This is a genomic window from Tenacibaculum amylolyticum (genome assembly GCF_964511145.1).
In the GTDB taxonomy this organism is placed as follows: domain Bacteria; phylum Bacteroidota; class Bacteroidia; order Flavobacteriales; family Flavobacteriaceae; genus Polaribacter; species Polaribacter amylolyticum.
Window position 1 is genome coordinate 39,055 of the sequence record NZ_CAZEFZ010000016.1, and the last position, 21,352, is coordinate 60,406.

At 31.2% G+C, this 21,352-nt stretch carries 19 protein-coding genes; 11 read left to right on the forward strand and 8 right to left on the reverse strand.

Going from position 1 to position 21,352, the window contains the following annotated elements; translation table 11 throughout:
• Positions 1 to 3 precede the first annotated feature (3 nt).
• The 3 genes from ACKTTC_RS06500 (at position 4) to ACKTTC_RS06510 (ending at position 2,408) form a co-directional block, all read left to right on the forward strand.
• Positions 4 to 648, forward strand: a complete 645-nt coding sequence (locus tag ACKTTC_RS06500) for a response regulator transcription factor (protein WP_408038991.1) — start codon at positions 4 to 6, stop codon at positions 646 to 648.
• Positions 649 to 767: 119 nt separating this feature from the next.
• Positions 768 to 1,163, forward strand: coding sequence for a 30S ribosome-binding factor RbfA (gene rbfA, locus ACKTTC_RS06505; protein WP_408038992.1), 396 nt, complete (start codon positions 768 to 770; stop codon positions 1,161 to 1,163).
• A gap of 42 nt (positions 1,164 to 1,205) precedes the next feature.
• Positions 1,206 to 2,408, forward strand: a complete 1,203-nt coding sequence (locus ACKTTC_RS06510; RefSeq protein ID WP_408038993.1) for an ABC transporter permease — start codon at positions 1,206 to 1,208, stop codon at positions 2,406 to 2,408.
• A gap of 761 nt (positions 2,409 to 3,169) precedes the next feature.
• Here ACKTTC_RS06510 and dusB read toward each other — a convergent pair.
• Positions 3,170 to 4,171: a tRNA dihydrouridine synthase DusB gene (dusB, locus tag ACKTTC_RS06515; protein WP_408038994.1), complete on the reverse strand. Its 1,002-nt coding sequence runs from the start codon at positions 4,169 to 4,171 to the stop codon at positions 3,170 to 3,172.
• A gap of 258 nt (positions 4,172 to 4,429) precedes the next feature.
• Between dusB and ACKTTC_RS06520 the strand changes: the two genes are divergently transcribed.
• The 5 genes from ACKTTC_RS06520 (at position 4,430) to ACKTTC_RS06540 (ending at position 10,349) form a co-directional block, all read left to right on the forward strand.
• Positions 4,430 to 6,736, forward strand: coding sequence for a lytic polysaccharide monooxygenase (locus ACKTTC_RS06520; protein WP_408038995.1), 2,307 nt, complete (start codon positions 4,430 to 4,432; stop codon positions 6,734 to 6,736).
• Between the two features lie 139 nt (positions 6,737 to 6,875).
• On the forward strand, positions 6,876 to 7,607 hold the full coding sequence (locus ACKTTC_RS06525) for a prolipoprotein diacylglyceryl transferase family protein (protein WP_408038996.1): 732 nt from the start codon (positions 6,876 to 6,878) through the stop codon (positions 7,605 to 7,607).
• Positions 7,608 to 7,641: 34 nt separating this feature from the next.
• A complete protein-coding gene (locus ACKTTC_RS06530; RefSeq protein WP_408038997.1) occupies positions 7,642 to 9,036 on the forward strand; it encodes a radical SAM protein in 1,395 nt (464 codons plus the stop codon).
• Positions 9,033 to 9,224: a hypothetical protein gene (locus tag ACKTTC_RS06535; protein WP_408038998.1), complete on the forward strand. Its 192-nt coding sequence runs from the start codon at positions 9,033 to 9,035 to the stop codon at positions 9,222 to 9,224. Before ACKTTC_RS06530 ends, ACKTTC_RS06535 begins: the two co-directional genes overlap by 4 nt.
• Positions 9,225 to 9,344: 120 nt before the next feature.
• Positions 9,345 to 10,349, forward strand: coding sequence for a Gfo/Idh/MocA family protein (locus ACKTTC_RS06540; protein ID WP_408038999.1), 1,005 nt, complete (start codon positions 9,345 to 9,347; stop codon positions 10,347 to 10,349).
• Between the two features lie 43 nt (positions 10,350 to 10,392).
• On the opposite strand, the gene ACKTTC_RS06545 is transcribed toward ACKTTC_RS06540, so the two are convergent.
• From ACKTTC_RS06545 to ACKTTC_RS06560, 4 genes are read right to left on the reverse strand one after another with little or no spacing between them, the layout of a single operon-like run.
• Positions 10,393 to 11,241, reverse strand: coding sequence for a DUF5777 family beta-barrel protein (locus ACKTTC_RS06545; RefSeq protein WP_408039000.1), 849 nt, complete (start codon positions 11,239 to 11,241; stop codon positions 10,393 to 10,395).
• A 2-nt stretch (positions 11,242 to 11,243) separates the two neighbouring features.
• Positions 11,244 to 11,636 carry a hypothetical protein gene (locus ACKTTC_RS06550; RefSeq protein ID WP_408039001.1) on the reverse strand — a complete coding sequence of 131 codons (393 nt, stop codon included), beginning with the start codon at positions 11,634 to 11,636 and terminating at the stop codon, positions 11,244 to 11,246.
• Positions 11,614 to 12,150, reverse strand: a complete 537-nt coding sequence (locus ACKTTC_RS06555; RefSeq protein ID WP_408039002.1) for a YceI family protein — start codon at positions 12,148 to 12,150, stop codon at positions 11,614 to 11,616. The genes ACKTTC_RS06550 and ACKTTC_RS06555 overlap by 23 nt, the downstream gene beginning before the upstream one ends.
• Positions 12,151 to 12,183: 33 nt before the next feature.
• Entirely contained in the window at positions 12,184 to 12,549 is a 366-nt protein-coding gene (locus ACKTTC_RS06560; protein WP_408039003.1) for a hypothetical protein, read from the reverse strand.
• A 347-nt stretch (positions 12,550 to 12,896) separates the two neighbouring features.
• Between ACKTTC_RS06560 and lepA the strand changes: the two genes are divergently transcribed.
• The 3 genes from lepA (at position 12,897) to ACKTTC_RS06575 (ending at position 18,403) form a co-directional block, all read left to right on the forward strand.
• Complete coding sequence (gene lepA / locus ACKTTC_RS06565; RefSeq protein WP_408039004.1) at positions 12,897 to 14,693, forward strand: translation elongation factor 4; 1,797 nt, start codon at positions 12,897 to 12,899, stop codon at positions 14,691 to 14,693.
• A 110-nt stretch (positions 14,694 to 14,803) separates the two neighbouring features.
• On the forward strand, positions 14,804 to 17,683 hold the full coding sequence (locus tag ACKTTC_RS06570) for a T9SS type A sorting domain-containing protein (RefSeq protein ID WP_408039005.1): 2,880 nt from the start codon (positions 14,804 to 14,806) through the stop codon (positions 17,681 to 17,683).
• A gap of 6 nt (positions 17,684 to 17,689) precedes the next feature.
• A complete protein-coding gene (locus tag ACKTTC_RS06575) occupies positions 17,690 to 18,403 on the forward strand; it encodes a Bax inhibitor-1/YccA family protein (RefSeq protein WP_408039006.1) in 714 nt (237 codons plus the stop codon).
• A 56-nt stretch (positions 18,404 to 18,459) separates the two neighbouring features.
• Here ACKTTC_RS06575 and ACKTTC_RS06580 read toward each other — a convergent pair whose 3' ends face one another.
• The 3 genes from ACKTTC_RS06580 to ACKTTC_RS06590 are packed head-to-tail and all read right to left on the reverse strand — an operon-like array spanning position 18,460 to position 21,350.
• Complete coding sequence (locus ACKTTC_RS06580) at positions 18,460 to 19,224, reverse strand: LytR/AlgR family response regulator transcription factor (protein ID WP_408039007.1); 765 nt, start codon at positions 19,222 to 19,224, stop codon at positions 18,460 to 18,462.
• Between the two features lie 4 nt (positions 19,225 to 19,228).
• Positions 19,229 to 20,239, reverse strand: coding sequence for a sensor histidine kinase (locus ACKTTC_RS06585; protein ID WP_408039008.1), 1,011 nt, complete (start codon positions 20,237 to 20,239; stop codon positions 19,229 to 19,231).
• Entirely contained in the window at positions 20,214 to 21,350 is a 1,137-nt protein-coding gene (locus ACKTTC_RS06590; RefSeq protein ID WP_408039009.1) for a hypothetical protein, read from the reverse strand. The genes ACKTTC_RS06585 and ACKTTC_RS06590 overlap by 26 nt, the downstream gene beginning before the upstream one ends.
• Between the last annotated feature and the right edge of the window lie 2 nt (positions 21,351 to 21,352).

A 21,352-nucleotide genomic window follows, 5' to 3' on the forward strand; every position in this document is an offset into this window, starting at 1 on the left:
ATTATGAAGTATTCTGTTGTGGTAGTGGACGACCATACACTACTGTCACAAGCTATCGAGGGCATGGTAAATACCTTCGATAAGTTCAAAGTACTATATACGTGTAAGAATGGAGGAGAGGTCCAAGAAAAATTTACGGCCTCCCCAAGAAACATTCCAGACATTGTATTAGTAGATGTAAACATGCCGGTTATGAACGGCATTGAGACTACCGAGTGGATTGTAACTAATTATCCAGATGTGAATGTTTTGGCCTTATCTGTAGAAGATGCAGATGGAACAATTTTAAAAATGCTAAAAGCAGGAGCTATAGGATATTTATTAAAAGATACTCAGAAACAAGTCTTAGAAAAAGCGCTATTAGAAATTATGGACAATGGTTTTTACCATACCAAAAACGTAACGAATCTTTTGTTAGATTCTGTTTCTGGTAAGAAGAATAGAAACCAAGTAAACTTTAAGGAAAATGAGATTAAATTTATGCGTCTAGCATGCTCAGAATTAACCTACAAAGAAATCGCCGAAAAAATGTTTTTAAGCCCCAAAACAATCGACGGTTACAGAGATAGTTTATTTACAAAACTCGATGTAAGAAACAGAGTAGGTTTGGTTATGTATGCGATTAAGAATAAAATCTACATGCCTTAGTGAATTCATAATTACTTTCCTAATTACATTTTTGAATTTTATCCCCAGGAAATAACAATTTTCATAGTAAAGACTGTTTGTGTGGTATTAAATTGAATTTTAATCGGTAAATTTGCACCATGGAAGAAACGAACAGGCAACGAAAGATAGCAGCATTACTACAAAAAGATTTAGTAGATGTTTTACAACGTGCTGCCCAAAACGGAATGAAAGGAGTTATTATCTCAGTATCTAAAGTTTCAGTTACTGCAGATCTTGGTGTAGCCAAAGTGTATTTAAGTGTTTTTCCTTCTGAAAAGAGGGATGAGATAGTTGAAGGTATAAAGTCTAATACCCCATTAATTCGACATGAATTAGCACAAAGAACGAGAAATCAATTAAGAAGAATGCCAGAATTATTGTTTTTCGGAGACGATAGCTTAGACTACATAGAAGAGATAGATAAGTCATTAAAAGGAGCGGATGAAAATCCTATAAAAAATCCTGAAATATTACCCCGTCGCCAAAAACGCTAATCAATAATTAATTGTTACATTGCCAAGAATTTTTAGTAGCAATTGAATTTTCCTTTTTACATAGCGAAAAGATATCTTAGGTCTAAGAGTACCACAAATGCTATAAACATTATTACCATTATTGCAATGATAGGTGTTTTGGTTGGTACACTGGCGTTATTCATAATTTTGTCTGGTTTTTCTGGACTTCGCACCTTCAGCTATTCTCTATTAAATGCTGCCGATCCTGATATTAAAATAACAGCGGCAAAAGGGAAGTCGTTTGCTTTTTCTAAAGAAGTAGACGAGGAGTTAATTTCGAATACCAATATTGCTTCTTTTTCTAAAGTTGTAGAAGAACGTGTATTCTTAAAGTATAAAGATAAAAGTCATATAGCCTACATAAAAGGAGTAGACGTTAATTATCCTGAAGTAGTTCCTGTAGACTCTTCTATAATTGTTGGAACTTGGATAGATAGAGAATTTAGAAATACCGCAGTTATTGGTAATGGAATTTCCTATAAACTCTCGTTACGATTATTTAATTTTTCAGATCCTTTACAGATCTATATTCCAAAACCAGGGAAAGGATTATTAAACCCTAACAATGCATTTAGAACCATAAATGTTCAAATTGTTGGTTTGTATTCAGGTTCGGAAGAATTTCAAAATAAATATGTATTTACAGAGTTAGAGGTAGCGCAACAATTGTTGAATTATAAAAACGATGTGATTACGGGTATCGAAATTAAATTGAGAGATCCGGACACAGTTGAAGAGGAAGCTGCATTATTACAAAAACACTTAGGAAGTCAATTTAAAGTACAAACAAGAGTACAATTAAATGCATTAATTTATAAGGTAATAAACACAGAGAACTTTGTGTCGTACCTTATTTTTACACTTATTGTAATCATAGCACTTTTCAATGTTATTGGTGCTATTATCATGATGATTATTGATAAAAGAAAAAACTTAAAAACATTAGTGAGTTTAGGTGCTAGCTTAAAAGATATCAAGAAAATATTTGTACTTCAAGGATTTTTACTTTGCATAGTAGGAATGACAATAGGTCTTATTATAGGAATTGTATTAGTATTACTACAGCGACAATTTAGTTTGATTATGCTTACCCAAAGCGTTCCATACCCAGTAGAATTCAAAATAAGTAATTTGCTTATTGTAATAGGTACTATTTTAACATTAGGGTTTTTAGCAGCTAAAATTGCAAGTTCAAGAATTTCAACAGCTTTTATTGAGAAATAATACGTTTAAACGTAGAGGAAAGTAATGGTGCTTCAGCAGAAAACAGTTTATGGTAATTCTATGTCATTCTGAGAGATTCCTGAGCTACGTCGAAGGATACTTGAAGGGAAGCTGAAGTTAGTCTTAATTTTAAATATAAAGATTGTCACAAAAACTCCGTTGTATTCTGTTTTTTCGCAATGGGGTCCTTAATTGATGAGTCCTTTCCAAAAAATGAATACAGAGCTATATAAATAAAAGACCTCGAAGATTTTTAATCTATGAGATCTCTCATTTCCGCGCCGCCTTCATTCAACGCTTATCAATTCATCGTGTGGTTACCATGAATATATTTTAATGTCCTTATATATCGGATATTGAAAATAATGATCAATATACTTTTAAAAATAATTCAATTTTAGAGCTCTTTAATCAATTGCCAACACCTCCCTCAAACGAATTGACAACTGCTTTTTTGTTAAAGAATGTAGTAGGTTATAACTAGTTATTGCGTACCTATTTGTATTATGAAATTTATCAAACGAAAAACCTAGCTAGGGGATTTGTTGTATAAACTTTATTAGCGTTTTTAGATAAATGTTTCTTTTTAGGGATCTCTGTTTTTATTGGTTGAGATTTACTTTATGTTTCATTTACAAACACTAAAGAACTTTTAATTACACTCGCAATTTACGACTTAGATAGGTTTTAATTCGCTAAAAAAAGTTATGCATAAGGTAAACTAACGATCAATGTACCAAAATGATAGATAAACTGTTGTTTTATCCAATTTCAGGAATCATTGTATCACCAAACTTAGCTTCAATTTCATCAAAAGCAGCAAAAACATCTTTAGGATCATCAGAAGTAACTAATTTTAAACGGTATTCTTTAAAATGAGGAATTCCTTTAAAATAATTTGTATAGTGCCTACGCGTTTCTACAATTCCTAAATGCTCACCTTTCCAGTCAATAGACATTTCTACATGACGTCTAGCTACCTTTACGCGTTCTGCAATTGTTGGTTTTGGTAAATGTTCTCCAGTTTTAAAATAATGTTTTACTTCATTAAAAAACCAAGGATATCCAATAGATGCTCTACCAATCATAGCACCATCTAAACCATATTTATCACGCATTTCCATAGCTTTTTCAGGAGAGTCAACATCTCCATTTCCAAATACAGGAATATGCATACGAGGATTGTTTTTTACTGCAGCAATAGGTTTCCAATCTGCATTTCCTTTATACATTTGGGCACGAGTTCTACCATGTATAGAAATAGCTTTACAACCTACGTCTTGTAAACGCTCAGCAACTTCAACAATACGAATAGAATCATGATCCCAACCTAAACGTGTTTTTACGGTAACAGGTAATGAAGTGTGCTTTACCATAGCTTCGGTAAGCTTTACCATTAAATCGATATCTTTTAGAATACCAGCTCCAGCACCTTTAGAAACTACTTTTTTTACAGGACAACCAAAGTTAATATCAATAATATCTGGCTTTGTTTGTTCTACAATTTCAACAGAGCGTAACATTGAATCTAAATTGGCTCCAAAAATTTGAATCCCTACAGGACGTTCCTTTTCGTAAATATCTAGTTTCATTACACTTTTAGCAGCATCACGAATCAATCCTTCCGAAGAAATAAATTCAGTATACACTACGTCAGCTCCGTTTTCTTTGCACAACGCCCTAAACGGTGGATCGCTTACGTCTTCCATTGGAGCTAATAACAACGGAAAATCAGGCAGTTCTATGTTATCAATCTTTACCATAATTCAAAATCGCTGCAAAATTAGTCAATTTTATGATATGTTTTTTATTAAGTAATGATTCATTCAAGATACATTATAGAAACATTCTTTTTTAAGTAGAAAAAATGTTAAAAAAATATAAAAGAAGCTTTTTTTTGGGTTGAAATCTTTATTTCTAGTTTTTTAAATTGATTAAACATTGCAAATCAACATGACCAAAGGTTGGTTTTGTAATACTCCTTTCAAAAAATTAACCTCAAATTAAATTTATTTTTTATCATGAAAAAACAAACATCCCCGAAAGAAATTTCACAATTTTCAGGCAGTCTTTTAAAAAGACGGTCTATGTTAGTGCTGCTTCTAGTAGCACTCTTGTTTCCTTCAATGCAGCCCATTTTTTCACACGGTACAGTTACCTATCCGCCTAGTCGCGTCTGGATTTGTTATCTAGAAAACCCTGTAAGTCCAGATTCTCCAGCATGTCAAGCAGCTGTGCTGTCCCATGGAACACAAGCTTTTTACGATTGGAATGAAGTGGCAAGAATGGATGCGTTTGGCAACCATAGAGATATTATTATGGATGGAAATTTAGCAAGTGCAGGTCGTCCAGATAAATATGGTGGATTAGATCAGGTGAGAAGCGATTGGGTAGCTACTCCTGTAAGTCCAGGTCCATTTACTGTAACATGGACAAACTCTACGCCTCATCAAACACAATATTTCGACGTGTATATTACCAAAGCAGATTGGACACCAGACCAACCTTTAACTTGGGATAGCTTAGAGCTTTTGATTAGAACTCCCCCAAGGCCTGCGGCTTCTGTAGATAATATAGATGTTGTACTTCCTCAAAGAACAGGTAGACATGTTATTTATAGTGTTTGGCAACGATCGCTTACTGGAGAAGCGTTTTACTCAACAAGCGATGTGGATTTTGGAACGGTAGCACAACCTAACGATCCACCAGTAGGTGATTTTAAGTTTAACAATGGTATCTGTGGTGGTCCAGATGTAAAATTTGATGCAGCAGATTCAACTGATCCAAATGGAGATTTTCTAACCTATTATTGGGACTTTGGAGATGGAACTTTTGCAGAAGGTCGTGATGTATCTCATGTCTATACTAATAGAAATGAGGCAGCGGTAACATTAACAGTTAGCGATGGATCATTAACACATACCATAACTAAAACAATAAATTTAATTAAAGATCCAGACTGTGAAGAACCCTGTGTTTTTGATACACCAACTACAAGTCCATTTCCTACAATGAATGGCTCATACGATTATTTGCATGTAATTGGCGATAATGGACCTGATCTTAGTAATATTACCAATACTAGTGTAAATTGGAGTTTAGGAAATAATAGGTTATACCATTTTTCTATAAATACAAATAACGGAAGTCCAAACTGGTATAACAATTTAATACCATTTACTACACCAGATTTGAATATTACAAAACCTCAGCTTACAATTTCAGGATCTGGATTTGCAGGTTTAGATGGAGTTTATTACGCAACTCTAGACGATGGTAATTTTGTGTTAGTTGCTAAAGATGGTAGTTATACACTTTACTTTAGTAATTCAGCAACTCCACCGGATTGTGATAATGATACTGGAGATCCGATAAATACACCACCAGTAGCATCTTTGGTTGCTACACCTATTTCAGGAACAGAACCATTAACTGTTGCTTTTAATGCGTCAGGTTCTACAGATGCAGATGGAGACACGCTTTCTTATACAATTAATTATGGAGATGGAACTACTGGAGTTGGAGCTATATCTTCTCATGAATATAGTGCAGGAAACTATATCGCTATAGTTACAGTTAAAGATGGACAAGGAGGAACAGATACTGCTTCTGTGAGTATTTCTGTAGATGCAGATACTTCTCCGCCTGGTAATTGTAGTTTTGGAGCTCCTACAAGTACGTCTTTAGCAAATATAAATGCTACTTATGAACATGTGCATGTTCTTGGAAATGGTGGGCCAAATCTAGGGCACTTTTCAAAGCTAACAGTAAATTGGGATGCAGTTAATAATGGCTTATACCAATTTTCATTTAACTTGAATCTCCACCCTTGGTACATGAATTTTTCTACGGCTAATCAAACATTTAATCAGCCTAATCCAGAAATAACATTAACTGGAACAGGAATTCCTGGATTGGATGGTACGTATTATGCAACAGTTCATAATGGCAATTTTGTGTTAGTAGCGAATTCATTTACGTTATATTTTAGTAATTCTGATACAACTCCTAACTGTCCTGCTATTGTTAATAAAGCTATTACAACTAAAACGATTGAGAAATCTTCATATATTAGTTCTAATATAGTATTGTATCCAAATCCTACAATTGATTTAGTAACTGTTTCTGTTCCTCCATCGGATAGATTAATGACTAAGAAAAAATTGATTGTTACGAATTTAATGGGACAAACAATTGCAGTAGCAGATATTGGAGCAGGCAAAACATTTACAACTATCGATTTTAGAAAGTTCCCAGCAGGAATGTACTTAATTTCTGTTTATGAAAACTCAAAATTAATTGACTCTCATAAGGTTGTAAAGAAATAATCAATATTTAGTAAGAAAATTATATATAAATCCTAGGTTAATTTTAAAAAAGAGACTGCTTTTTAAACAGTCTCTTTTTTTGTGTATTACTAAATAGTTTTTTATAAGTTTGAGAAGAACCTTAATATAAAAATACATCTTGCAAATTCCGTTTGAACCTGTTGTTTTTGGATATAAAGTAAATATTCACTTACTATTAGAATATCTAGCATTTTTTATAGCATATAGATATTATGTGTATTTAAGAAGAAACACAGAAGATGTTATTTCATCATCAAATAGATTAGCCATTATTTTAGGAGCTGCTATAGGAGCTTTTTTAGGTTCTAGAATTATAGGAATATTAGAACATCCCTCAGTAGTGTATACACACTCATTATTTTATATCGTAAATGTGAAAACAATTATGGGCGGATTATTTGGCGGATTGTTAGGAGTAGAAATTGCTAAAAAAATGATAGGAGAAAAAAGTTCGTCTGGTGACTTATTTACCTTGCCAATTATTATTGGGATTTTTATAGGAAGAATAGGATGTTTCTTATCTGGAACGAAAGAATTTACGTATGGAAAGCCAACTACTTTTTTTACAGGTATGAATTTAGGAGATGGTGTTTTACGTCATCCTCTATCATTGTATGAATTACTTTTTTTGATGCTATTATTTTTTGTCTTGAAGAATTACAGTAAAAACAAAACAGAGAGTGGCACAATTTTCAAATGGTTTATGATTAGCTATTTTGGATTTCGATTTTTGTTAGAATTTTTAAAACCAAATGAGTTTTTAATTTTAGGACTCAGTACAATTCAAATTTTATGTATAACTTGTTGGATATATTATTACAAGTTTATCAATAAAGCTCTTTTTTCTTGAGTTCTTTTTTAATATATATCTAAAGTTATAAAATATGCCTGTAAGAAAATATACTTACTATGATTTTACATTGAGCCTTTGTCCAGAATGTCTACAAAGAGTAGATGCTAAAATTGTATTTGAAGAAGGAAATGTATTTATGCTAAAACGTTGTCCGACACATGGAAACTCCAAAGTGTTAATAGCAGATGATATAGATTACTATAAGAACATTCGTAATTATAATAAACCTTCAGAAACTCCATATACATTTAACACGAAAACAGATTATGGTTGTCCGTACGATTGTGGTTTGTGTCCAGATCATGAACAGCACTCGTGCTTAACTGTTTTAGAAGTTACAGATAGATGCAATCTTACTTGTCCTACTTGTTATGCAGGTTCTTCACCAACCTATGGAAGACATAGAAGCTTAGAAGAAGTAAAAAAAATGTTAGATACGATTGTTAAAAATGAAAAAGAACCAGATGTTGTACAGATCAGTGGAGGGGAGCCTACAATACATCCACAGTTTTTTGAAATCTTAGCATATGCAAAGTCGTTACCTATTCGACATTTAATGTTGAATACCAATGGAATTAAAATTGCTAAAGACAAAGCTTTTGTGAAAAAGCTAGCTTCTTATACTCCAGATTTTGAAATTTATTTACAATTTGATTCGTTTGAAGATAATGTATTACAAGAATTAAGAGGAGCGAATTTAGCAGAGATTAGAAAACAAGCTATTGTAAACCTAAATGAAGTAAACCTGTCAACAACACTTGTAGTTACCTTACAAAAAGGATTGAACGATCATGAAATAGGAAAGGTTATTAATTATGCAATACAACAAAAATGTGTAAGAGGAGTTACATTTCAACCAACGCAAATTGCAGGAAGGTTAGAAAACTTTAATCCTGAAACAGATCGATTAACTCTGACAGAAGTTAGAAGGAAAATTTTAGAACAAACTTCCATGTTTACCTCAGACGATTTAATACCAGTTCCGTGCAACCCAGATGCATTGGTTATGGGCTATGCGTTAAAATTAGATGGAGAAATATTTCCATTAACACGTTATATAAACCCTACCGATTTATTAGATAATAGTAAGAATACTATTGTTTACGAACAAGACGCAGATTTACAAGGCAAAATGATAGAGTTGTTTAGTACAGGAAATTCTGTTGAGGTTGCGGAAGAAAATCTAAAATCTATTATGTGTTGTTTGCCAAATATAGATGCGCCAAATCTAGGTTATGATAATTTATTCAGGATAATTATAATGCAATTTATAGACGCCTATAATTTCGATGTACGTGCTATTAAAAAATCGTGTGTGCATATTGTAGATAAGGATTATAAAATAATTCCTTTTGAAACGATGAACTTACTATATAGAGATGATAAAAAGAAACATTTAGAAGAACTTAAAAAACAATACTCATGATTCCTTTAGAAGCCGATTATTCAGGAATAGTAATTTTAATTTTAGCCATTTTATTTGGTCCGCCTTTGGTGTTGATATTTTTAGGAACCCTTTTGAGAAAAAAATATAAAAATGCGTCTAAGATCTTTTATATACTTGCTGTTGTATACCTTTTAGTAGGAGCAGGCTTGTGTTTTGGAGGTTTGTAGATTTAAATATAACATCCTCACAAAGAAAGAATAAACGAAGTGATCTTTGGATTGATAGTAAAACTAGTTCACTAGACTTATACTCCGCGTCGTTTGTAATAATGTATCTAACTTTTGTTAATGAATAAAACTTATAATTGGGCCATTTTAGGCTGTGGAAAAATTGCAGAAAAATTTGCAAGCGATTTAAAATTATTAACCAATGCTAATTTGTATGCTACAGCTTCTAGAAGTTTAGATAAAGCTAGAAGATTTGCAGATGAATTTGGATTTCAAAAATCGTATGGTTCGTATGAAGAAATGGTTGCAGATGAAGCTGTAGATATTATATATATAGCTACTCCACATACGTATCATTGTAAACATACATTGCTAAGTTTAGAATATGGAAAAGCAGTGTTATGTGAGAAAGCATTTGCAATTAATGAAAAAGAAGTACAGGAAATGATTGCAGCTTCAAAAAAGCACAATGCATTTTTAATGGAGGCTTTTTGGACACGCTTTTTACCGAGATTTCGTAAAGTTTTAGAAGTTATAGAGTCAAAAGAATTAGGAGAGCTAAAACTGATTCAATCAGATTTTATGTTCTATGCACCATTTGATCCAGAAAGTAGATTGTATAATTTAAAGTTAGGAGGAGGATCGTTATTAGACATTGGAATTTATCCTGTGTTTAATGCGTTAATGACGTTAGGCGTTCCTAAAAATATTGAAGCAAACGCTGAATTGAGTCCAACAGGTTCAGATGAGTTTTTGACAATGGTTTTTGAATATGAAGAAGGAAAAAAAGCCTATTTAAAATCAGGGTTTACTTGTGATTCATTTAACGATACTGTTTTTCATTTCGATGGTGGAGCTATTAGAGTTTCAAGAGAATTGAATGATCCTATTTTTATAATAAAAAGAAAGGAAGTACAAAACTATGAAACACAAAGCTACGCTATAAATGATGGAGATGGATTTGGTTATCAATTTGAAGCGGCACATGTAATGGAATGTCTAGATAAAGGGTTAATAGAAAGTCCAGTATTACCAAATTCTTTTAGTGTAGAATTGATACAATTATTAGATGAAGTAAGAAAAAAAATAAAAGTAGCCTACCCAAATCATGGTGAAGAATTTTAGATGCAAGATGGAAATAGATAGGCTACTATCTGTATAATGAATGTTAAAAAACTCGTACAATGTTAAATCCAAAAGCAATATCGCCACCAGCATTACTTATATAACCTGGTTCATTGGAAGATTGTGCATTGGTAAACAATAATTGAAATACGTGTCCACCAGTATCAATATCTATCCCAAACGTATAAGGATTTGAGTAAATTGAGTTTTTATGTCTATTAAAGTTATATGCATATTCTGCATTTAAACTTATTCTTTTGCTAAGTTTTAATCTACCACCAAAAGCCATTGCAAATTGATTGTGGTTAGCTTCTATAGTTTCTTCTAGAATTTGCAAATTTTCACGAATGTAAGTAGGAGCAATTTCAAAAGAAAACCTTTTAGAAAATCGTCTAGAAATTAATAGCTGTAAAGAATAACTGTATCTATCAGCATCTTTTAAAGTGAAATTGGTAAATCTACTATTACTGATTTCAGTATTTCTATTAATGGTTGCATATCCCGCAATATTAAACGGAGAAGTATTCGATTGTTTTAATAAGCTAAATTTACTAGCTAATGCCAATGTTCTTCTGAAAGATTCTCTACTAATACTAAACTGTATACCTTTCCAAAAGCTATATAAAAGTTCGATTTTAGTATTTGCCTGATCTAAGCCTAAAAAAGTATCAAATCCATCTTTTAAAGGTCCAAATCTATGGGAAACGATTAAATACAAATCACCTTTTTCTGCAACTTTAGTAGATTGTAAATTCCCAATTTTTAACGTTTTAAAAGCTGGTAATTCGTACATTGGTACAGAATTACTGTCTTCATTTAGTTCATTTAATAAATCATCTTGTGCAATAATAGTTAGAGAACTTATAAAAAACAGACTTATAAGTAATTTCATAACTAGTTGGTTAGTATAATGCATTGATTTAGTTTTAATTCGTTTAATAAATCATCAAAACCAATTACAAACCCTTTAGTTGTAATCGTTTGGTTTTGTTGTATGTTTTTTATGTTGATCGTTGTATCTACTTGACAAAATATATTTTCTTCCAAAATGAATCCTTGCGAATCTACTGAAGTAATTTTCCCAGTAATGCTTACAATCTTGTTTTGCCATTGAGTTGGATTCTGTGTTACTTCAGATAACAAACTGGAAGCACTTCCATTAAAGTCGATAGTACTGTTAGTTATAGTTTTAGGTGGCTGAAAAATATATTGATAAGCGCCATACATTGTGCCTATTGCTAATACTACTACAAATAAGAATGTTTTATTTCTTTTCGACCAAATCATAATTTATATCAATAGTAACGTCTCTTGCTATTTTTCGTCTAATTACACTTGGGATTTTTATTTCAAAATCTTGCGGAGTAACTTTAAAAGCAGCTATTAATTTAATAGTTGTGCCATTTTTTGAAATAGTGCCTTCAGTAATTATATTTTTTGCGATTCCTCTAATAGTCAAAACACCACTTAACGTAACTTTTTGTGCTTGCTTACTAAGCTTATTGAGATCAAAGTTTTCAATTTTACCTTTAAAGTTAGCTTTAGGATACGTGTCAGAATCCATAAAGTTTTCATTAAAATGTTCTTGCATTAAAGCAACTCTAAACTTAAAAGCACTTATAAATAATTGTGAAGCAATTTCTCCTTTATCATTTAATATAGCACTGGTACTTTTGTTGAGGGCTTGTACAGGTTCAAAAGCCGCAACAGAAGCTTTAAACCCAGTTTGTCCAGTTCTTGTAAAAAACTTTTGAGCAAAAGTAACCTGTGCTATTAATAAAAAAATAGTCAATAGTCTCATAGTAATGTAATAGTAATATATTGGGAATTGAAATTAGTTTTCTAAATAACCATCAGTTCTCCATTGGTCAATAATATTTCTGTTAGATGTTGGTAAAAGTCCCGTTGGAGGCATTGGGTTAGATGCATTATTAATACGGCCAAATAAATTTCCATTTTCTGCTGCAGCTCTAACTTGTACATAAGTTGTTAAAGACAATCCAGCTGTTGGATTTGTATTGTCATGACAAGCAGCTGTAGCACAGCTATTGTTAATAATGTTTTTTACATCTTTTTCGTACGTAATTTTCTCTGTTGGATTTGGTGTTGGTTCTTCTTCAGCAGGAACCTCAGAAGTAGAGCAGCTAAAAATCGAAAAAGAGATGCAAAGAAGCGAGAATAATTTAAGTGATTTTTTCATTTTGTTAGTTTTTAGGGTTGAACGAATATATAGATCATAACGTTTCTTTTGATTAAATAATCTATAAATATTCAATTCGTTATCCGATATCAAATGTATAGTAAAAGCTTGCTTTTACAGGGGTTAAACTTATCGAGAGGGAAAAAATACTGGTTAAAAAGGAAAAAATAAGATTAAAAAAACAGCTTGTTTTTCTAATTTGTAGGCAGACTTAATTCGATAGCAGAGAATTTCGTTTTCTTAAAAATAGATATCAAAAGTAATAAGGTATTTAAGTGTTGAACTTTTATTTGGCGAAGCTCTTAAATAACGTATCTTTGTGGGTTGTCAGTAGATAGAGATAAGAAATGAAGAATATTAGAAATTTTTGCATTATTGCACACATCGACCATGGTAAAAGTACTTTGGCAGATCGTTTATTAGATTATACAGGTGCAGTAACTGAACGTGAAAAGCAAGATCAATTATTAGATAATATGGATTTAGAGCGTGAACGTGGTATTACCATCAAATCACACGCTATTCAAATGGATTATATTCATAATGGAGAACCATATATTCTAAATTTAATTGATACTCCAGGACACGTAGACTTTTCATATGAAGTTTCGCGTTCTATTGCAGCTTGTGAAGGAGCTTTGTTAATTGTAGATGCAGCACAAAGTATACAGGCACAAACAATTTCTAATTTATACTTAGCATTAGAAAATGATCTGGAAATTATTCCAGTATTAAATAAAGTAGATTTACCTTCTGCAAACCCAGAAGAGGTTACAGATGATATTGTAGATTTATTAGGATGTGATGCAGAAGAGGTAATCCCTGCGAGCGGAAAAACTGGATTTGGAGTAGATAAGATTTTGGAAGCAATTATTAATCGTATTCCTGCTCCAGAAGGAAATCCAGAGGCACCTTTAAAAGCTTTAATTTTTGATAGTGTTTATAATTCGTATCGTGGAATTGAGACCTATTTTAGAGTAATTGATGGTTCTATAAAAAAGAATCAGCAAATTAAATTTATGGCTACTGGAAAACAATATGGAGCCGATGAAGTTGGTACTTTAAAATTAGAGCAAGTCGTAAAGAAAGAAATTAAAACTGGAGATGTAGGGTATTTAATTACTGGAATTAAGGCCGCAAAAGAGGTAAAAGTAGGTGATACGATTACTGATTTTGAAAATCCAACAACAGATGTAATTGAAGGTTTTGAAGATGTAAAACCAATGGTATTTGCTGGAATTTATCCTGTAGATACAGAGGATTATGAAGAACTTCGTAATTCTATGGAAAAATTACAATTAAACGATGCTTCTTTAGTATTTCAGCCAGAGAGTTCTGCAGCTTTAGGATTTGGTTTCCGTTGTGGATTCTTAGGAATGTTACACATGGAAATTATTCAAGAGCGTTTAGAGCGTGAGTTTAATATGACTGTAATTACTACAGTTCCTAACGTATCATATCATGCGTTTACAAAGAAAGAACCAGACGAAATTATTATTGTAAATAATCCATCAGATTTACCAGATCCATCTAAATTAGATAGAGTAGAGGAGCCGTTTATCAAAGCTTCTATTATTACAAAATCTGATTTTGTTGGACAAGTAATGAGTTTGTGTATCGAAAAACGTGGTCAAATCATGAATCAAACTTATTTAACGCCAGAGCGTGTAGAGTTGATTTTTGAAATGCCATTAGCAGAAATCGTATTTGACTTTTACGATCGTTTAAAAACAGTTTCTAAAGGATATGCTTCGTTCGATTATCATCCAATTGGAATGAAGAAATCGAAACTGGTACGTGTAGATATGTTATTAAATGGTAATACAGTAGATGCACTTTCAGCATTATTACATGCAGATAATGCTTATAATATTGGAAAACGAATTTGTGAGAAATTAAAAGAATTAATTCCACGTCAACAATTCGATATTCCAATTCAGGCAGCTATTGGAGCTAAGATTATAGCACGTGAAACAGTAAAAGCTTTACGTAAAGATGTAACAGCAAAATGTTATGGAGGAGATATTTCTCGTAAGCGTAAACTTTTAGAAAAGCAGAAAAAAGGTAAAAAACGTATGCGTCAGGTAGGAAATGTAGAAATACCACAGCAAGCGTTTATGGCAGTATTAAAGCTAAACGATTAAAAAATATAGAAAGCCTCAGTTATGTACTGGGGTTTTTTATTTTTAATTCTTTGAAAAAGAAATAAATATATTTCCTATTTTTGACGCCAATATTTAAAAACAAAATTGATATGAAAAGAAAAGTACTATTGCTATTCTTAGGGCTATCTATGTTGATAGTTAAATCTCAAACAACATTAGAAACACCACCCGATTGGGGAGCTATTTCATTATTTGGAGGAACTCAAGCCGAAAGAGTTATTGAGATGGAGAAAAAAGGGGAGTTTATTTATATTCTAGGAAGTTTTTATGGAAAAACAACTTTAGAAAATCAAGTTATTGAAAGTGAAGGTATAAATAGTAACTTTTTTCTAGCTAAATTTAATGATTCAGGAGAGTTGTTGTGGGTTACACAAAGTGATAGTAAATTAAACGGTAGTGTTAGTGCTTATCAGTTGAAAGTTTATAATGATAAAATCTATGTGTTAGGTGAATTCAAAGATGGAGATAAACTTGCAAATACTGAGCTTTTTACTACTGGAGAAGAATATAATTATTTCTTAACAGAATATGATTTGTCTGGTAATTTAGTGCACCATGTTACTATGGGAACTAATGAAAAATTTAGGCGAATAGCCTATAGTGATAGGTATATTAGCCCTAGATTTACAATTAATACAACAACTAATGAACTTTATGTAATAATATTTAATAAGTTGTATACTATAAGTCAAGATTTTTCTAATGTGTCTTATACTAGAGATTTAGATAGAAATATTGTAGTAACAGATATTATCTTTTTTAAAGGGAATATTAATATTGTAGGGTACATTAGAGAAACAGCCTATTTAGATGCTTATGTATTAAACTCTACAAGCTTTTTATACAATCTTTTTTATGCTTCTCTAGATACTAACTTTGTTACTAGATGGGCTTATGCAATAGCTCATAGAAACAATAACTCTGGTGTATCTAATGGAGGAAAGTTTATAATAAAAAATGGAGAATTATTTTTATTTGGAATGCTATATTATAAAGGAGGAACTCTTGCAAATTTAAGCTTACCTGATCCCGCTAATGATACATATTCATTTATTGTTTCAGTTAATGATGATACTGGAAATCTAAATTCGCTTAATGTCTTTGATGAATATAATGGAGAAACCTTGACTAATTTTTTAGATGCTAGGCCATTATACGATGAAAGAAATAGTCTTTCAATAATAGTATATGGACTAGAGAATGCTACAAGTATAAGAAGACTTGTATTCAACCCAGATAATACAGTTACTCTTAGTACAACCAAGGCCTCTAATTATATTTTTCCTGCTTATCCTTCAGACAACGAGGAGCTTAATTCTGTTATAGATGAAGATAGCCTTCAACTATCATTTAGAAAGGTTGTTGATGGAGAAGAGCAGTGGAGAAAAGAGTTCGTTAGCGAAAATAGTCTTAATTCTAATGTAATAGATGTAGTTTCAGATAAAGAAAACCATTACTATGCGTTATTGAATGATGGAAGTGGAACGAATAATGTATTTGGATCTAATAATTATACTATAGCAAAATTTGATTTAGATAATAATGTAATATGGTCTCATACTATTAAAGGAGAATTTAAACCTGCTATTCAAATAGGGGAACATATTCAATACAATAATAAGGCTGTATATTTAGCAGGAGTAATAACTTCAGAAATTGAAATCAATGGAGAAGCAATTAGACCTAATATAGATGGGGAAAGAAGTTTGTTTATTGTTAAATTTTCTGAAGAGGGAATTATAGAAAATAATATTACTCATGCAATTGATATAGATTCTAGTTTTTATTCCTATGAGGATATAGCTATACTTAATAATGGAGATATACTTGTCTCTGTTGTAAGTTTTAGCAAAGTTGTAGTGGCTCTTTTTGATGAGAGTTTGAATTATAAAAAATCATTAAGGATAGATACAGAAGGAAACTCTCCAAATATTTTAGATATAAATCTAGTAAAGGGAATTAATAACACTTTTTATTTGGCTGGAACATTCACAGGAGATAGAATTACTTACAATGGTGTTACGTTCGATAAAACAGGAAATGATAGTACAATTAATGGTAAAAAAGTAGTTTTTGAAATAAATGATGAATTAGAAGTACTTAATGTGTTTAACTACGGACATACGACGGATGCATATAACTTAGATTATAGAAGAGTTAAAATTACAGGAGATAATTTAGGGAATAAATTTGTAACTGGATTTTTAGATACTTCACAACAAACTACATATTCTTTTAATAATTTAGCTGTTAATTTGAGTACTAGATATGAACAAGTATTGTATTTAGGGAAGATAAATAATGATAATGATTTTTCCTGGGTTAAGATGTTTAGCGCAAGTGCTCAAATAAGATCATATGACACTACTGCAGATTTTGAAGGTAATTTATATGTTTCGGGTACTTTTTGGGGGAATTTATATATTAATGATACAATAGAGTTAAATGGAAGTTATGAAGATGGAAGTAATTCTTTTGTTATGAAACTTGACAATAATGGAAATGTATTATGGGTGAAAACAATAGCTTCTACAAATTTTTCTATTATAACAAGTACTGCAACTACTAATAACGAAAATGAACTAATCGTTGGAGGGCGTTTTAATAGATATAGTATTTTTGATAACGATAATGTTTTTAGAGCAGAGGGTATTAACAAAGGATTTTTAGGAGTCCTAGGAAAAGCTGTGTTAGATGTAGATGATTATACAGTTAATAATGGAACTGGAGTAAGTGTTTTTCCAAACCCATCTAATGGGGTTTTTAATGTAAATTTGCCTGAAAAATTATTAAAATCTAAATTTTATGCACAGGTTTTTGATTTAAATGGTAGAGTAGTTTATAGCAAAACAGTTACTGAACATATTGATTCACTTCAACTTAATTTTAAATCAATAGGAAGAGGAATGTATATACTTAGGCTGACAGATGGTGTAAATAAATACGCAAATAAAATAATCTTAAAATAAAAATTTATGGAAAATTCATTCAATTCATTTGATAACGACAGGGTATTGGTAGCTCACACTACTGAGGTTGAAAGAGTCGCCTTTTATAAGAAAACATATGCGCACGTTGCAGGAGGCGTTTTGTTGTTCATTATTTTTGAATATTTATTATTACAAAGTAATGCTATTGTAGAATTTACTTTGTCTATGACGCAAGGATACAAATGGTTATTGTTACTTGGAGGTTTTATGTTGGTTACAAATTATGCTGAAAGTACAGCATTAAAAACAACAGATAAAAACTTACAGTATATGGCTTACGCAGGTTATGTATTTGCACAAGCATTTATCTTTATTCCACTAATCTATATTGCAGTAACCTATACGCAAAGTTTTGAAGTATTAGAACAAGCAGGTATTGTCACCTTAACATTATTTGCGGGATTGTCTGCAGTGGTATTATTAACTAAAAAAGACTTTTCTTTTTTAAGAGCAGGATTAACTATTGGATTCTTTATTGCAATTGGTTTGATTATAGCAGGAACATTATTCGGATTTAATTTAGGATTATGGTTCTCTGTAGGAATGGCTGTTTTAGCAGGAGGGTCTATTTTATATCAAACATCTAACTTAGTACATAGATTTACAACAGAAGATTATATTCCAGCGGCATTAGGATTATTTGCTTCTTTAATGCTATTGTTTTGGTATATCTTACAGATCTTTATGAGTAGAGACTAATAAAATACAAATAGATATATAAAAAAGACTCGGAGAATATTCCGAGTCTTTTTATTTTATTGCTCTAACCACTTTCTAAATTCTGCAGTAGTTGAAGAGCTGGTCATTGGTTTTTCTTTACAACCTTTTACTGTGAGTAATAATCGGTTTTTAAAATGACTTTCAATATTTTGAATAAAATCAATATTGACAATTTCACTTCGATTAATTTTAAAAAATTTGACCGGATTCAGTTGTTGAAAAATTGAACTTAAGCTTTGGGAAATAGTGTGTCTTTTACCTGCAGAATCTATAGCAATACAAAAATCACCAGAAGCTTCAATATGGGTAATATCTATTACGTTTAATAGTTGTATTCCTTTACTTTTCTTAATTACAAAACGTTTTTTATAAACGGTATTTTCTTCTTTTAAAGCTGTTTTTAATTCTGAAATAATATTGGTGTTTAAGTTACCATAATCACCTTTTTTAAATAGCGATTGATATTTTTCAATGGCTTTGTTAAAATCAGCTTTAGAATAAGGTTTTAATATGTAAGCAATCCCATTAGAGTTAAAAGCTTTGAAAAGGTATTCATCATGAGCAGAACAGAAAATAATTGGAATATCAATGCTTACATCATCAAATAAATCAAATGAAATGCCATCTAATAATTGAATGTCTGATAAAATAAAACTATAACTATGTTTAGTAAGTAGTTTTTTTCCTTCTAAGATAGAGCGTGCCCAATCATGTGCAACTTCATCTTCAAAAAAGTTGTTTAAATAGGTTGTTAGTTTTTGATATGCAGGAATTTCGTCTTCTAAAATTAAAATTTTCATACGCTTAATTTTCTACACTTAATTTAATAATAGGAATAATTACTTTAAACTCATTATTAGTATTGATAATACTAATTTCTTTATCAGATAATAATTGATAACGTGTTTTTAAATTTTCTAATCCAGTACCAAAAGAATCTTTTTTGGCTACAATTGATGATTTTGAATTCGCTACAGTTAACCAGTTATCTTCAATATAAATAGTAGCTGTAATAGTATTGCCAACACTTGGTTTGTTATGTTTTACTACATTTTCTAATAAAGCTTGAATGGCGCCTGTAGGAATGAATTTGTTTTCTATGGAAGCATTGCGTTTTATATGAAAATCATAATCATGATCGAAACGTGTTTTAATCAAGAAAATATAGTTTTCGGCTAAGGTGATTTCTTCAGAAAGCTCCATAACTTCTGAATCTTTGGTTTGGATGAGATATCGATAAATTAAAGATAATCTATTGATATATTCTTTTGCCTTTTCAGAGTTAGAATCGATTAAACTATCTAATGTATTTAGGTTGTTAAACAAGAAGTGTGGATCTAGTTGACTTCGTAATAGTTTTAACTCATTTTCTTTTTGTTGTTTTTCAACTTCAATAAGTTGATTTTGACCTTCATAAAACTTTTTGGTTAAGAATAAAGCAAACAAAAAGGATACATTGGAAGTACAACGATTTATCATTTTGAAAACAAACTCGAACCCACTAGGAAACTTAGACCAGTCGTTATTACCAGTCCAGTAACTAACAATATATTCAAGAGATGTAAGTGCAACCATAGTTCCAATTCCAACAACAGTAAAAAATAAATACCTTTTTTCTTGAAGAAACTTAGGGATAATCCAAAACGTGAAAATGAAAATAATAGCACAAGTAGTAATAAATTCCATAGGAAAATCGAGTAAATATTCAATAAGACGAGAGTTATTTTTATAGTAAGACCTACCTTGAATACTAAAGTCTACAATGAAATAAATAACAATTAAATAAATATCAGATTTGTTTATCCTTGTGTTCATTAATAGTTGTTTTGGTAAAGAATAACAAGCCAAAGCCTATTAAAGTGGTAAGATACCCAATTATCATTTTATATGGTATTGGGATGATACCAAAAATAAATAGCGTGGCAATTAAAATAACAAGAACACCAAGTTTATTTTGTCGTAAATAATTTAAACTCAAAATGAATAAGCCAATATTAAAATAACCTGTGCCTTTTTTTATGAAAACATCCCAAATGGATGGGAACTGTGATAAGTGACTTGCAAACTCATTACGAATTTCTTGATTAGGTTGACTCCACCATATAAAATCTAGAAGACACATACCAAGAATACAAATTGCTCCAGCCATAGCAATGGGTGTGCCTATGTAGGTGATAATTCCTTTAGGGAAATTTACCATTTTAGGAATGGCAAAAGCAACGCCTAAAAATAAAGACCAATGTGCAAAATCTATAGGTTTTAAATCATAGACGGATACAAGTACAAATAACAATTGCCCAATAACTTCGAAAAGTATTCCAGTTAAAAATAAGTAATCATAGAGTTTGTTGTGTTTGGTGTTTTCCTGTTTTTTTGGAAGAAATAAAATGAATAAACCAATCACGAAAACAATATAACCAATAAGCATTACAGCATGATATTCTTGAGGAAGTAACAAACCACCTATTCCTGTGGTAATAGAACCAAAAAGTGTAATAAACATTCCTTTTAGATTCGTGTTTATGTAATCGAATGATTGAATAGAGAGTCCGACAAATAATAATGTAGGTCCCACAGAAATAAAAACAGGCCAAATAGCAGGTTCTGCAACCAAATGATAATACATGTTTGCACGTTCTTCTAAATTGCTGTTAAAACTCCATAAAACGAAATCTATGGTACACATTCCTATAGAAGCCATAATTCCAGCCATGGTAATGGGAACTCCAACTTTAGAGAACTTTCCTTTTGAAAAATGTAATACACCGGGAATGATTAATACATAACCAATTAAAAGCGTCCAGTGAATAAAATCGATTGGTTCTAAAAGATTGAATGTATCTGTAAAAGAAAATGAAATCTGAGCTAAAATTTGTAAGCAGAAACCTAAAACAAATAAAACTTTTATGTGCGTATTTTTTTTCATTT